The 13,574-nt window shown below is 56.4% G+C and carries 11 protein-coding genes; 5 read left to right on the top strand and 6 right to left on the bottom strand.

The genetic code is table 11. The features are described 5' to 3' along the window. Window positions 1-230 precede the first annotated feature (230 nt). From mnmE to rpmH, 5 genes are all read right to left on the bottom strand, one after another. Complete coding sequence (gene mnmE / locus CKW15_RS18955; RefSeq protein ID WP_095152580.1) at window positions 231-1,601, bottom strand: tRNA uridine-5-carboxymethylaminomethyl(34) synthesis GTPase MnmE; 1,371 nt, start codon at window positions 1,599-1,601, stop codon at window positions 231-233. Between the two features lie 79 nt (window positions 1,602-1,680). After that, window positions 1,681-3,360, bottom strand: coding sequence for a membrane protein insertase YidC (yidC, locus tag CKW15_RS18950; protein WP_095057934.1), 1,680 nt, complete (start codon window positions 3,358-3,360; stop codon window positions 1,681-1,683). A 2-nt stretch (window positions 3,361-3,362) separates the two neighbouring features. Then, complete coding sequence (yidD, locus tag CKW15_RS18945; RefSeq protein WP_003213574.1) at window positions 3,363-3,608, bottom strand: membrane protein insertion efficiency factor YidD; 246 nt, start codon at window positions 3,606-3,608, stop codon at window positions 3,363-3,365. Further along, window positions 3,601-4,002, bottom strand: a complete 402-nt coding sequence (rnpA, locus tag CKW15_RS18940) for a ribonuclease P protein component (RefSeq protein ID WP_218232067.1) — start codon at window positions 4,000-4,002, stop codon at window positions 3,601-3,603. The genes yidD and rnpA overlap by 8 nt, the downstream gene beginning before the upstream one ends. Window positions 4,003-4,018: 16 nt before the next feature. Next, window positions 4,019-4,153 (bottom strand): 50S ribosomal protein L34, encoded by a 135-nt coding sequence (gene rpmH / locus CKW15_RS18935; RefSeq protein WP_003213577.1) that lies wholly within the window; start codon window positions 4,151-4,153, stop codon window positions 4,019-4,021. A 565-nt stretch (window positions 4,154-4,718) separates the two neighbouring features. Here rpmH and dnaA point away from each other — a divergent pair. The 4 genes from dnaA to gyrB are packed head-to-tail and all read left to right on the top strand — an operon-like array spanning window position 4,719 to window position 10,917. After that, window positions 4,719-6,230 (top strand): chromosomal replication initiator protein DnaA, encoded by a 1,512-nt coding sequence (dnaA, locus tag CKW15_RS18930; protein ID WP_095057936.1) that lies wholly within the window; start codon window positions 4,719-4,721, stop codon window positions 6,228-6,230. Between the two features lie 36 nt (window positions 6,231-6,266). Next, window positions 6,267-7,370, top strand: coding sequence for a DNA polymerase III subunit beta (dnaN, locus tag CKW15_RS18925; RefSeq protein ID WP_053164067.1), 1,104 nt, complete (start codon window positions 6,267-6,269; stop codon window positions 7,368-7,370). Window positions 7,371-7,390: 20 nt separating this feature from the next. Next, window positions 7,391-8,494, top strand: coding sequence for a DNA replication/repair protein RecF (gene recF / locus CKW15_RS18920; protein WP_095057937.1), 1,104 nt, complete (start codon window positions 7,391-7,393; stop codon window positions 8,492-8,494). Between the two features lie 5 nt (window positions 8,495-8,499). Continuing rightward, window positions 8,500-10,917 (top strand): DNA topoisomerase (ATP-hydrolyzing) subunit B, encoded by a 2,418-nt coding sequence (gyrB, locus tag CKW15_RS18915; protein WP_095057938.1) that lies wholly within the window; start codon window positions 8,500-8,502, stop codon window positions 10,915-10,917. A 64-nt stretch (window positions 10,918-10,981) separates the two neighbouring features. On the opposite strand, the gene CKW15_RS18910 is transcribed toward gyrB, so the two are convergent. Beyond that, entirely contained in the window at window positions 10,982-11,698 is a 717-nt protein-coding gene (locus CKW15_RS18910) for a response regulator transcription factor (RefSeq protein WP_095059778.1), read from the bottom strand. Window positions 11,699-11,866: 168 nt separating this feature from the next. Here CKW15_RS18910 and CKW15_RS18905 point away from each other — a divergent pair, with 168 nt between their 5' ends. Further along, the gene (locus CKW15_RS18905) at window positions 11,867-13,399 is read left to right on the top strand and encodes a PAS domain-containing sensor histidine kinase (RefSeq protein ID WP_095152579.1); all 1,533 of its coding nucleotides are present in this window, start codon (window positions 11,867-11,869) and stop codon (window positions 13,397-13,399) included. Window positions 13,400-13,574: the final 175 nt, after the last annotated feature.

Genomic DNA, 13,574 nt, shown 5'->3' with positions numbered 1-13,574 from the left:
GGGGTGGTTATCCACAGAGGCAATTATATTCAGTTTTCGAGCCCTGTTATCAACTGACCTTAAGCGCTGTTATTCACAGGGCTTAATCCACAGAACAGCGTCGGAATGATCAAAATCCGGGCACACAAATGCCGCTCAAGCAGAAAGAATTCTCTCGGCACTCGGTGTTTGATCAAGAAAAGGAGAAAACAGACAGGCTCGAATGGCCTGTCTGTGGACAACGGAGGGCGTTATTTACCGATGCAGAAGCTGGAAAAAATCCTCCCCAACAGATCATCGGAGCTGAATGCGCCGGTAATTTCCCCCAGGGAATGCTGAGCCTGTCGCAAATCCTCCGCCAGCAACTCGCCGGCACCGGCCAGAGTCAGCTGAGCGCGACCATGTTCAAGGGCTGCACTGGCATGACGCAGTGCGTCCAGGTGACGCCTGCGTGCGCTGAAGCTGCTTTCCGATGTCTGTTCATAACCCATGCAGGCCTTGAGGTGATCACGCAATAGATCCAGGCCGTCACCGCCTGATTTTGCGCTCAGGCTGATAGTGACGTGCCCGTCATCGCTGACTTCCAGGGCGATGGCTTCGCCGGTCAGGTCAGCCTTGTTGCGGATCAGGGTGACTTTCGCAGGATCCGGGCGGGTTTCGAGAAACTCCGGCCACAATGCGAAGGGATCGAGCGCTTCAGGAGCCGTGGCATCAACGACCAGCAGCACGCGATCCGCCTCACTGATGGCTTTCAATGCACGTTCGACGCCGATTTTTTCCACATGATCATCGGTATCGCGCAGACCGGCGGTATCAACCACGTGCAACGGCATGCCGTCGATGTGGATATGTTCGCGAAGTACATCCCGGGTAGTCCCGGCAATTTCTGTCACGATCGCCGCTTCGCGCCCGGCCAGGGCATTGAGCAGGCTGGATTTCCCGGCATTCGGACGACCGGCAATCACTACCGTCATACCGTCACGTAGCAAGGCGCCCTGTCCGGCTTCACGCATCACGGTGGATAACTCGTCGTGTACTTTGTCGAGCATGCTCAGGACATGGCCATCGGCGAGGAAGTCGATTTCTTCTTCCGGGAAGTCGATCGCTGCTTCGACATAGATGCGCAGACCGATCAGTTGTTCGGTGAGGTTATGCACACGTGTCGAGAATGCACCCTGCAGAGAACGCAGCGCATTGCGCGCAGCCTGTGCAGAACTGGCTTCGATCAAGTCGGCGATGGCTTCGGCCTGGGCAAGGTCGAGCTTGTCATTCAGGAAGGCGCGTTCACTGAATTCACCGGGCCGGGCCAGACGGCAACCCAGTTCCAGGCAACGCTTGAGCAACATATCGAGAACAATCGGGCCGCCATGGCCCTGCAGTTCCAGCACATCTTCGCCAGTGAACGAGTTCGGTCCCGGAAAATACAGCGCGATGCCCTGGTCAAGCACCTCGTCGTTTTCACTGATAAAAGGGCCGTAATGGGCGTATCGCGGCTTGAGTTCGCGACCACTGAAGGCCTTGGCCGCAACGCTGGCCAACGGCCCGGAAATACGGACGATGCCCACACCACCACGACCTTGGGCAGTCGCGACAGCGGCGATGGTTTCACGAGGAGCGCTCATAAACCGGTATCCAGACAAAAGTGACAGATAGCAAAACGCCCCACTAGGGGGCGTTTTGAGTGGTTATCCACAGTGTAAATCAGGCAGCTGCATTAGCGGCGGCTTCGACCTTACGTGTGATGTACCACTGTTGGGCGATCGACAGGCAGTTGTTCACTACCCAATACAGCACCAGACCGGCCGGGAACCACAGGAAGAAGAAGGTGAAGATGATTGGCATCAGCTTCATCACCTTGGCCTGCATCGGATCCGGCGGTGTCGGGTTCAACTGCTGCTGGATGAACATGGTTGCACCCATGATGATCGGCAGAATGAAGAACGGATCCTTGATCGACAGGTCAGTAATCCACAGCATGAATGGCGCTTGGCGCATTTCAACGCTTTCCAGCAGAACCCAGTACAGCGAGAGGAAAACCGGCATCTGCACGAGGATTGGCAAGCAACCACCCAGCGGATTGATCTTCTCTTTCTTGTACAGCTCCATCATGGCTTGCGACATTTTCTGCCGGTCATCGCCATGTTGCTCTTTCAGCGCAGCCAGTTTTGGTGCCACTGCACGCATGCGCGCCATGGATTTGTAGCTGGCAGCCGACAGCGGGAAGAAGATCCCTTTGATCAGCATGGTCAGGAAGATGATCGACCAGCCCCAGTTACCCACAATGGCGTGGATATGTTGCAGCAACCAGAAGATCGGTTGAGCGATGAACCACAGAATGCCGTAGTCGACAGTCAGTTCCAGACCTGGGGACAACTCTTTCAGCACAGCCTGGCTTTTCGGGCCGGCGTACAGAACAGCGCTGGTTTCAGCTTTGGCACCCGGAGCAACGGTCAGCGAAGGACCGGTGTAACCGATGATGTAGTTGCCTTTACTGTCTTTGCGGGTCTGGACGATATTGTTTTCGCCCTTGGCCGGAATCCACGCCGTCACGAAGTAGTGTTGCAACCAGGCAACCCAACCGCCAGTAACGGTTTCTTTCAACGGCGCCTTGTCCATGTCCTTCATGGACACTTTCTTGTACGGCTCGGAACTTGTCCACAGGGCAGCGCCCAGGTAAGTCGCGGTGCCGGTGGCGGTGGTCGAAGATGGATCGGCGCTGGCGTCACGCTTGAGTTGCGCGAACATCGCACCGGACCAGGGCTGAGCGCTCTGGTTGTCGACCAGGTAAGAAACGGTTACGTCATACAGGCCGCGTTTCAAGGTGAAACGCTTGATGTAATTGACGCCGTCCTTGCTGAACTTCAGGTCCACGACCAATTGGTCCTGACCGTCAGCCAGTTGATAAACCTTCTTCTCCGAGGAATAAACCGGACGACCGGCTGGATTTGCATCCGGACCATTGGTGCCGATCAGACCGCTTTGCGCCAGATAAGTACGTTCGCTGCCGTTATCGAACAGCTGGAACGGAATTTCCGGATGATCCTGGCGGCGCGGATACAGCGGCAGCATCAACTGGGCAACATCACCACCCTGTGGATCGATAGCGAGTTCCAGTACATCCGTTTTGATCTGGATGAGGTCCTTGCTGGCGGCCACCGGCGTTTCGGCAGGTGCGCTGGTATCACTTGCGGCACGCGGAATATCGTCATTGGCGGAAGCGTTATTGCCAGTGGCGGTGTCCGGCAAACCGGATGTAGTCGTACTGGAAGCAACATTCTGAGTCGGCAGGGCAGCCTGGCCATAGTCCTGGTTCCATTTAAGAACCATAACGTAGGACACGATTGCCAGGGCGACGATCAGGATCGTGCGTTTGATATCCATGATTACTCGGCCATCGAAGAAGAACGGGAGGTAGGGATAGGTGGAACCGGGTCATAACCACCGGGATTCCACGGATGACAGCGACCTAAACGACGAAAGGTCAGCCAGCCACCGCGAAGAAGGCCATGATTTTCAATGGCTTCTAACGCGTAGCAGGAACAACTGGGGTAGAAACGACAGTGGTTGGCCATCAGGGGACTAATGGCATAGCGATAAAACTGGATCGGAACGAGTGCCAGTTTACGCATCTGGACTGTCTACCCCTACAGTTTCGGATTTGACTGCTGGTACCGGCGTGCTGCGAGCCAGACGTTTCCAGAGTTTGCCGAAATGCTGAATCAATTCGGGGTTTTCTACGTCACCCAAACCTTTGCGCGCGACGATAACAATGTCCCAACCGACCAGTGAATCCTGGTTCAGGCGAAACGATTCGCGCATCAGACGTTTGAGGCGATTGCGCTCGACGGAGAGCTTTACGCTCTTTTTCCCGATAACCAGCCCGAGACGGGGGTGATCAAGATCGTTGTTGCGCGCAAGGAGCAGGAGATTTTTCCCCGGAACCTTGCCGGTAGGGGAGTCAAAGACTGCCTTGAAATGCCGGGGGGTAAGCAGACGCTTTTCCCGACTGAAGTCCTGACTCACCTCCAGTGCCGGCTTATCAAACTGCCAGACGCGCACGACCTTTGGCGCGGCGACGCGACAGAACGGCACGGCCGTTCTTGGTAGCCATGCGAGCACGGAAACCGTGGGTACGAGCGCGTTTGATAGTGCTTGGTTGGAAAGTACGTTTCATTGTCGTGTTACCTGGTTCGTCCACAACGGGCCGGAATGGCCCCCGTTTTAAGAGACCGGGGATTCTAGAGAAAGCAAGCCTCTAGGTCAATTTCCAACCAACGTTTCCTTATAAATAGATTCCTGAGGTTTTTCAGCGTTTGATCCGGACCTAGATATAAGAATTAGAAAGGAAAGTATTTAAAGCTTTTCTGTAAAGCTTATAAAAGCTAGGCACGCCATCTGCTGTGGATAACTCAATTCAGGCCTTGTTTTACCTGATGTACAGAGAATGACAACTACCGTGGAAAACAGTGTTCAGCCTGTGCTGCGCTGTCGGATAACCTGTGTGTGGAATGGGCTGTTATCCACAGGCTGGTTATCCACCGAGTTTCGCCCCCACTTGTGCAACGATCTTAACCCCGGTTATCCACAGAGCTTATGCACAGACCATTGGTCGTCTTTTTTGAGCATGGAGCACAGATTCTTCCCTAAGGAGAGCCCACCTTCATGTGGATAAGTCGGCGTCTGGTCGCTACAATGGCCGCTTGTTTTTGCCTCACCGGCTTTCAACTTAGGGGATATCCGTGTCAGTGGAACTTTGGCAGCAGTGCGTGGAGCTTTTGCGCGAGGAGCTGCCTGCCCAACAATTCAACACTTGGATCCGTCCACTACAGGTCGAAGCCGAAGGCGACGAGTTGCGTGTCTACGCACCGAATCGCTTCGTGCTGGACTGGGTCAACGAAAAGTACCTGGGTCGCGTCCTTGAACTGCTTGATGAGCACGGCAACGGCATGGCGCCTGCGCTCTCCTTATTAATAGGCAGCAAACGCAGTTCGGCACCGCGTGCTGCGCCCAACGCGCCATTGGCTGCTGCCGCTTCCCAGGCTCAGGCATCTGCCAGTCCGCCAACGCCTGCTCCCGCTGCTGCGACGAAGCGCGCCCCGGCGAAAGTCGTTCAGGTCGCCGAGGAAGAACCTTCCCGTGACAGCTTCGACCCGATGGCAGGTGCGAGCTCGCAACAGGCCCCTGTCCGTTCGGAACAGCGCACGGTGCAGGTTGAGGGTGCGCTCAAGCACACCAGCTACCTGAATCGCACCTTTACCTTCGAGAACTTCGTCGAAGGCAAGTCCAACCAATTGGCCCGGGCCGCAGCCTGGCAAGTGGCGGACAACCCGAAGCATGGTTACAACCCGCTCTTCCTTTATGGCGGCGTCGGTCTGGGTAAAACCCACTTGATGCATGCTGTGGGTAACCACCTGTTAAAGAAGAACCCGAACGCGAAGGTTGTTTACCTGCACTCCGAGCGTTTCGTTGCGGACATGGTCAAGGCCCTGCAACTGAACGCAATCAACGAGTTCAAGCGCTTCTACCGTTCGGTGGATGCATTGCTCATCGATGACATTCAGTTTTTCGCCCGTAAGGAGCGTTCCCAGGAAGAGTTTTTCCACACCTTCAACGCCCTGCTTGAAGGTGGTCAGCAGGTCATTCTCACCAGTGACCGCTACCCGAAAGAAATCGAAGGCCTTGAAGAGCGCCTGAAATCCCGCTTCGGCTGGGGCCTGACGGTCGCCGTCGAGCCGCCGGAGCTGGAAACCCGCGTAGCGATTCTGATGAAGAAGGCCGACCAGGCCAAAGTCGAACTGCCTCACGACGCCGCGTTCTTCATTGCCCAGCGCATTCGTTCCAACGTCCGTGAACTGGAAGGCGCGCTGAAACGCGTGATCGCCCACTCGCACTTCATGGGTCGCGACATCACCATCGAGTTGATCCGCGAATCCCTGAAGGACCTCTTGGCGCTACAGGATAAACTGGTCTCTGTGGATAACATTCAGCGCACCGTCGCCGAGTACTACAAGATCAAGATCTCCGACTTGCTGTCCAAACGCCGTTCGCGTTCGGTCGCCCGTCCGCGTCAGGTCGCCATGGCGTTGTCCAAGGAACTGACCAACCACAGCCTGCCGGAAATCGGCGATGTGTTTGGTGGGCGAGACCACACGACGGTTTTGCACGCCTGCCGCAAGATCAATGAACTTAAGGAATCCGACGCGGACATCCGCGAGGACTACAAGAACCTGCTGCGCACGCTGACCACTTGATGACCAGCGCAGCTTATTAAGGCAAGGGACTAGACCATGCATTTCACCATTCAACGCGAAGCCCTGTTGAAACCCCTGCAACTGGTCGCAGGCGTCGTCGAACGCCGACAGACCTTGCCGGTGCTCTCCAACGTGCTGCTGGTTGTCGAAGGCCAGCAATTGTCGCTGACCGGTACCGACCTGGAAGTCGAGCTGGTCGGTCGTGTTCAACTCGAAGAGCCGGCAGATCCAGGTTCCATCACCGTGCCGGCGCGCAAGCTGATGGACATCTGCAAGAGCCTGCCAAACGATGCGCTGATCGACATCAAGGTCGATGAGCAGAAGCTCGTGGTGAAAGCCGGTCGTAGCCGTTTCACCCTGTCGACCCTGCCAGCCAATGACTTCCCGACGGTGGAAGAAGGCCCGGGTTCGCTGACGTGCAGCCTTGAGCAAAGCAAGCTGCGCCGCCTGATCGAACGCACCAGCTTCGCCATGGCCCAGCAGGACGTGCGTTATTACCTCAACGGCATGCTGCTGGAAGTTTCCGCTGGCGTGATCCGCGCCGTGGCCACCGACGGTCACCGTTTGGCCATGTGCTCGATGCAGGCGGATATCGGTCAGCCGGATCGTCACCAGGTCATCGTGCCGCGCAAAGGTATCCTTGAACTAGCACGCCTGCTCACCGAGCCGGACGGCAACGTCAGCATCGTGCTGGGTCAGCATCACATTCGCGCCACCACCGGCGAATTCACCTTCACCTCGAAACTGGTCGACGGTAAATTCCCGGACTACGAGCGCGTTCTGCCGAAGGGTGGCGACAAGCTCGTACTGGGCGACCGTCAGGCATTGCGTGAAGCGTTCAGCCGTACTGCGATTCTGTCCAACGAGAAGTACCGCGGTATCCGTCTGCAACTGGCGGCGGGTCAGCTGAAAATCCAGGCGAACAACCCGGAGCAGGAAGAGGCTGAAGAAGAAGTGGGCGTTGAGTACAACGGCGGCTCCCTGGAAATCGGCTTCAACGTGAGCTACCTGCTCGACGTATTGGGCGTGATGACCACTGAGCAGGTTCGTCTGATCCTGTCCGACTCCAACAGCAGCGCGCTGGTCCAAGAGTCCGACAACGACGACTCGGCCTACGTTGTCATGCCGATGCGTCTGTAATCATGTTCAGCAGAAGCTAGATGTCCTTAAGTCGCGTCTCGGTCACCGCGGTGCGCAATCTGCACCCGGTGACCTTCTCCCCCTCCCCCCGAATCAATATTCTTTACGGCGCCAACGGCAGCGGAAAAACCAGTGTTCTGGAAGCCATCCACTTGCTGGGGCTCGCCCGTTCGTTTCGTAGCACCCGCTTGTTGCCGGTCATTCAGTACGAGCAGTTGGCGTGTACGGTATTCGGGCAGGTCGAACTCGCCGAGGGCGGGCAGAGTGCATTGGGGATATCACGGGATCGCCAAGGCGAGTTTCAGATCCGCATCGACGGGCAGAACGCTCGCAGTGCCGCACAGCTGGCCGAGATCCTGCCTCTACAACTGATCAACCCTGACAGCTTCCGCTTGCTGGAAGGGGCGCCGAAGATTCGCCGACAGTTTCTTGATTGGGGTGTGTTCCACGTGGAACCTCGCTTCATGTCCACATGGCAGCGTCTGCAGAAGGCCCTGCGCCAGAGAAACTCTTGGCTGCGACATGGTACACTTGACGCCGTTTCGCAAGCGGTTTGGGACAGGGAACTGTGCCAGGCCAGCGCTGAAATCGATGAATACCGCCGCGCTTACATCAAAGCCTTGAAACCAGTCTTTGAACAGACCCTGAGCGACCTGGTTGAGCTTGAGGGTTTAACGCTCAGCTATTACCGCGGTTGGGATAAAGACCGAGAGCTGAGCGCTGTGCTCGCTGGGTCCCTACAGCGGGATCAGCAAATGGGTCATACCCAGGCTGGACCACAACGCGCTGATTTGCGTCTCAGATTGGGCGCACACAACGCAGCGGACATCTTGTCCCGAGGCCAGCAGAAGCTGGTGGTCTGTGCATTGCGGATTGCTCAAGGACACCTGGTAAGCCAGGCTCGCCGCGGGCAGTGTATTTATCTGGTGGATGACTTGCCGTCCGAATTGGACGAGCACCACCGTCGCGCCCTTTGCCGCTTGCTGGAAGACTTACGCTGCCAGGTGTTTATCACCTGTGTAGACCACGAATTATTGAGGGAAGGCTGGCAGACGGAAACGCCAGTCGCTCTGTTCCACGTGGAACAGGGCCGTATCACCCAGACCCACGACCATCGGGAGTGAAGGCATTGAGCGAAGAAAATACGTACGACTCAACGAGCATTAAAGTGCTGAAAGGCCTGGATGCCGTACGCAAACGTCCCGGTATGTACATTGGCGACACCGATGATGGTAGCGGTCTGCACCACATGGTGTTCGAGGTGGTCGATAACTCCATCGACGAAGCGCTCGCCGGCCATTGCGACGACATCAGCATCATCATCCACCCGGATGAGTCCATCACCGTTCGCGACAACGGCCGTGGCATCCCGGTAGACGTGCACAAAGAAGAAGGTGTTTCGGCAGCCGAGGTCATCATGACCGTGCTGCACGCCGGCGGTAAGTTCGACGACAACTCCTACAAAGTATCCGGCGGTCTGCACGGTGTAGGTGTGTCCGTAGTGAATGCGCTGTCCAAAGAACTGATCCTGACTGTTCGCCGTAGCGGCAAGATCTGGGAACAAACTTACGTCCACGGTGTTCCGCAAGAGCCGATGAAAATCGTTGGCGAGAGCGAAACCACGGGGACGCAGATTCACTTCAAGCCTTCGGCTGAAACCTTCAAGAACATCCACTTCAGCTGGGACATCCTGGCCAAGCGGATTCGTGAACTGTCGTTCCTGAACTCCGGTGTCGGCATCGTCCTCAAGGATGAGCGCAGCGGTAAGGAAGAGCTGTTCAAGTACGAAGGTGGTTTGCGTGCGTTCGTTGAATACCTGAACACCAACAAGACTGCGGTCAACCAGGTGTTCCACTTCAACATTCAGCGTGAAGACGGCATCGGCGTGGAAATCGCCCTGCAGTGGAACGACAGCTTCAACGAGAACCTGTTGTGCTTCACCAACAACATTCCTCAGCGCGATGGCGGTACTCACCTGGTGGGTTTCCGTTCCGCACTGACGCGTAACCTGAACACCTACATCGAAGCTGAAGGCCTGGCGAAGAAACACAAAGTCGCCACCACCGGCGACGACGCCCGCGAAGGCCTGACCGCGATTATCTCGGTCAAGGTTCCGGATCCGAAGTTCAGCTCCCAGACCAAAGACAAGCTGGTGTCTTCCGAAGTGAAGACCGCGGTCGAACAGGAAATGGGCAAGTACTTCTCGGACTTCCTGCTGGAAAACCCGAACGAAGCCAAGCTGGTCGTCGGCAAGATGATCGATGCGGCACGTGCGCGTGAAGCCGCGCGCAAAGCCCGTGAGATGACACGTCGTAAAGGCGCGCTGGATATCGCTGGCCTGCCGGGCAAACTGGCTGACTGCCAGGAAAAAGACCCTGCCCTGTCCGAGCTGTACCTCGTGGAAGGTGACTCTGCTGGCGGTTCCGCCAAGCAGGGACGTAACCGCCGCACCCAGGCCATCCTGCCACTCAAGGGCAAGATTTTGAACGTCGAGAAGGCGCGCTTCGACAAGATGATCTCTTCGCAAGAAGTGGGCACTTTGATCACCGCGCTGGGTTGTGGCATCGGCCGTGACGAATACAACATCGACAAGTTGCGCTATCACAACATCATCATCATGACCGATGCTGACGTCGACGGTTCGCACATCCGTACCCTGCTGCTGACCTTCTTCTTCCGTCAGTTGCCGGAGCTGATTGAGCGTGGCTACATCTACATCGCTCAGCCGCCGTTGTACAAAGTGAAGAAAGGCAAGCAAGAGCAATACATCAAAGACGACGAAGCCATGGAAGAGTACATGACGCAGTCGGCTTTGGAAGATGCAAGCCTGCACCTGAACGAAGAAGCCCCTGGCATCTCCGGTGAAGCGCTTGAGCGCCTGGTGAATGACTTCCGTCTGGTGATGAAGACCCTCAAGCGTCTGTCGCGCCTGTACCCTCAGGAGTTGACCGAGCACTTCATCTACCTGCCACCGGTGAGCATGGAGCAACTGTCCGATCACGCAGCAATGCAAGATTGGCTGGCTCAGTACGAAGTTCGCTTGCGCACCGTAGAGAAGTCCGGCCTGGTTTACAAAGCCAGCCTGCGTGAAGATCGTGAACGTAACGTCTGGCTGCCAGAGGTCGAGCTGATTTCCCACGGCCTGTCGAACTACGTCACCTTCAACCGCGACTTCTTCGGTAGTAACGATTACAAGACTGTCGTTTCGCTAGGCGCTCAACTGAGCACCCTGCTGGACGACGGCGCGTATATCCAGCGTGGCGAGCGCAAAAAGCCAGTGACCGAGTTCAAGGAAGCCCTTGAGTGGCTGATGGCTGAAAGCACCAAGCGTCACACCATCCAGCGATACAAAGGTCTGGGTGAAATGAACCCGGATCAGTTGTGGGAAACCACCATGGACCCAAGCCAGCGCCGGATGCTCAAAGTGACCATCGAAGACGCCATTGGCGCGGACCAGATCTTCAACACCCTGATGGGTGATGCGGTCGAACCTCGTCGTGACTTCATCGAAAGCAACGCCCTGGCGGTTTCCAACCTGGACTTCTGATCCCGGTCGGCACCAACGAAAAAAGGCCAACGCATATGCGTTGGCCTTTTTTATGCCCGGCGGTTCACTCGCTTGCCGGCGTCACACTTTCCAACCGATACCCATACCCGTAAATCGTCAGCAGCTGCCAGCCCCGGTCTGCCGTCAGCCCAAGCTTGTTGCGCAGGCGATAGATATGGGTGTCCAGAGGGCGCGACGAAGACATTTCCTCATGGGGCCAGAACCGCTCGTACAAGTAGTCTCGCGACAACGGTCGACCCAGGTTGCTGAACAAGCAGCTCGCCAGCTGATACTCACGTTCTGTCATGGCGATCGGTTTGCCGTCGCGAGTGACAGTGAGTTCTGCATCGTCAAACACCAGGTCGTTAAAGCTCAACTCTTCAGCGACCGCCCGTTGCTGATTGTGCCGACGCAGCACGGCACTAACCCGGGCTTTCAGTTCGTTGGGCCGGAACGGTTTACTGACGTAGTCGTCGGCACCCGCATTCAGGGCCAGGACGATATCGTTTTCACCATCACGGCTGGTGAGCATGATTGCAGCCGGTGGTGCCTTCATGTGTTCACGGGTCCAACGCAGCAGCGACAAACCATTGAGATCGGGTAATTGCCAGTCGAGGATCAGCAGATCGAATGTTTCCCGGCGCAGTTGGCGCAACAAGTCTTCCCCGCGTTCAAAACTGTGCAGTGACCACGGCTGTTCTCCGGGTTCAGCCATCTGTTGCAGGGTTTGTTCAACCCGGCGTAGTTCGGCGGGTTCATCGTCCAGTATCGCAACGCGCATATGCGGTGACTCCTTGTCGCTTGAGCAGTTGGTTGTCGACAATAGCGGCTTGATCAACACAGTGAAAGTAAGCGGTCCATGGTTGGTTAACGTCCGCTATGATTCTTCGGTGTCCGTCCTTAGATCTGAGCGCTATGAAATCATTCACCCCACCCTCCTCTTTATTCCATGAGTAAGTCATGGCGCCGCGAAAGTCGTGTGCCAAGTCAGGTACAGCACTTGTTCCGGCAATTGGTCCGTGAGTGGGTGTGGATAAGTTTAGTGTTACTGCCGTTGACTGCGCTGGTGTCTTATCGGGCACAAATCAAACTGAACGACGTGTCGCCGGGCTTGAGCGCATCGCTTTCCGTTGCCTGGGTGGCAGGTGTTCTGGGATTGCTGCTATGGCGTCCGCGTCTCGCACTTTGGCTGACGATGATTGGCATGGCGTGTACGCTGCTGACCAGCGCCGGTCTCGCTGAGTTGAACCGGTTGTGGTCGCCGATGCCGGCTGTACTCAGCATGCTGTTTGGTTACCTGATCTGGAACTGGCGGCGCCTCAGTGTGGTGCTGACCTATTTTGGCTGGGAGCTGGCGCGGCTCGACAGCGAACCGAAGGTTTTTCCGGAGCGGCGTCGAACCCGGTTTCCCCGTGGTGACCGTTTGCAGAAGCAGGTCATGGCCCTTGAACAGGCCATGAGCCGGACGCGCGATACCCATCGTTTCATCGCCGATGGTCTGGAGTATTTACCCGTCGCCACGTTGATCAGCGATCCCCGTGGACAAATTTTGCTCGGCAACCGCAAAGCCCGCGATTTGTTTGGCGCAAGTCTGGTGGGCGATGGCGTGGTTGAGCAGTTGCTACAACTCGGTTACCCCGACCTGATCCACGGCGCCATCGGGCAACTATCAACGCTGCCGTTGCTGGAGTTTCGCGACGTCAAAGAGCGTAGTTTGCGACTGGAACGCGCAGTGTTGCTGCCGGCAGACGGGGAAACGCCCGTTGGCTGGTTATGGAGCCTGATCGACCTGAGTATCGAACGCGATGCAGAAGAACAGCGGGCCGTTATGTTGCGCTTCTTGTCCCACGACTTGCGGGCACCGCACTCGGCGATTCTTGCGCTGCTCGATGTGCACCGGCATCAGGTCGGCGGTGACACGCGGCTCTTCGATCAAATCGAGCTTCAAGTGCGTCGGGCGCTGAGTTTGACTGACGGATTCGTTCAATTGGCAAAAGCCGAGTCCGACGCCTATCAATTTCAGCCGAGCCTGTTTGCGATGCTGGTGATGGATGTGTTCGATCAGGCACTTCCCCTTGCGCAACAGAAGCAGATCCAATTGGTGCATGACGTGCAGGATGAAGCGCAGGAAAGCCTGATCATGGCGGATCAGGCGCTGCTGACCCGGGCGCTGTTCAATCTGCTGGAAAACGCCATCAAGTACAGCGCTGCAGGAACTCGCGTCTGCTTGAGCGTCAGGCACAGCGACAGCTGGCTAACGTGTGAGCTCACCGATCAAGGCAAAGGCATCGCGGCCGCAGAGCTTCCCGCGCTGTTCACTCAGTATCGGCGTTTCTCTTCAGCCCAGGGGATCGATGGGGTGGGATTGGGGTTGTCGATGGTGAAAGCCGTCATGGATCACCATGGCGGACGAATTGAATGCCGCAGCGTGGTCGGCGAAGGCACGTGTTTCACGCTGGAATTCCCGTTGCTTGAAGAGTGAATGCAGGTCGTTCTCGCGGGCATAAAAAAACCGGCTATATCAGCCGGTTTTTTTGCGCCCCAAAAAAACTTATGCACGTTTTTATGGTTTTTATCATTCTATAAAATATGTAATAAAAACATAAAGTTAGAATAGAGAAATGACACTTTTCAATGAAACGGTACACAGCTTATCC

This window comes from Pseudomonas sp. Irchel s3b5 (assembly GCF_900187435.1).
GTDB lineage: Bacteria > Pseudomonadota > Gammaproteobacteria > Pseudomonadales > Pseudomonadaceae > Aquipseudomonas.
This window is presented reverse-complemented; position numbering and strand designations above follow the sequence as displayed.

What these genes read in the sequence shown, in the direction of transcription:
- CKW15_RS18905 (WP_095152579.1), top strand. Translation starts at nt 11,867, where the DNA reads ATGAGTAAGTCATGGCGCCGCGAAAGTCGTGTGCCAAGTCAGGTACAG.
- yidD (WP_003213574.1), bottom strand. Translation starts at nt 3,608, where the DNA reads ATGCGTAAACTGGCACTCGTTCCGATCCAGTTTTATCGCTATGCCATT.
- yidC (WP_095057934.1), bottom strand. Translation starts at nt 3,360, where the DNA reads ATGGATATCAAACGCACGATCCTGATCGTCGCCCTGGCAATCGTGTCC.
- dnaN (WP_053164067.1), top strand. Translation starts at nt 6,267, where the DNA reads ATGCATTTCACCATTCAACGCGAAGCCCTGTTGAAACCCCTGCAACTG.
- rpmH (WP_003213577.1), bottom strand. Translation starts at nt 4,153, where the DNA reads ATGAAACGTACTTTCCAACCAAGCACTATCAAACGCGCTCGTACCCAC.
- recF (WP_095057937.1), top strand. Translation starts at nt 7,391, where the DNA reads ATGTCCTTAAGTCGCGTCTCGGTCACCGCGGTGCGCAATCTGCACCCG.
- CKW15_RS18910 (WP_095059778.1), bottom strand. Translation starts at nt 11,698, where the DNA reads ATGCGCGTTGCGATACTGGACGATGAACCCGCCGAACTACGCCGGGTT.
- mnmE (WP_095152580.1), bottom strand. Translation starts at nt 1,601, where the DNA reads ATGAGCGCTCCTCGTGAAACCATCGCCGCTGTCGCGACTGCCCAAGGT.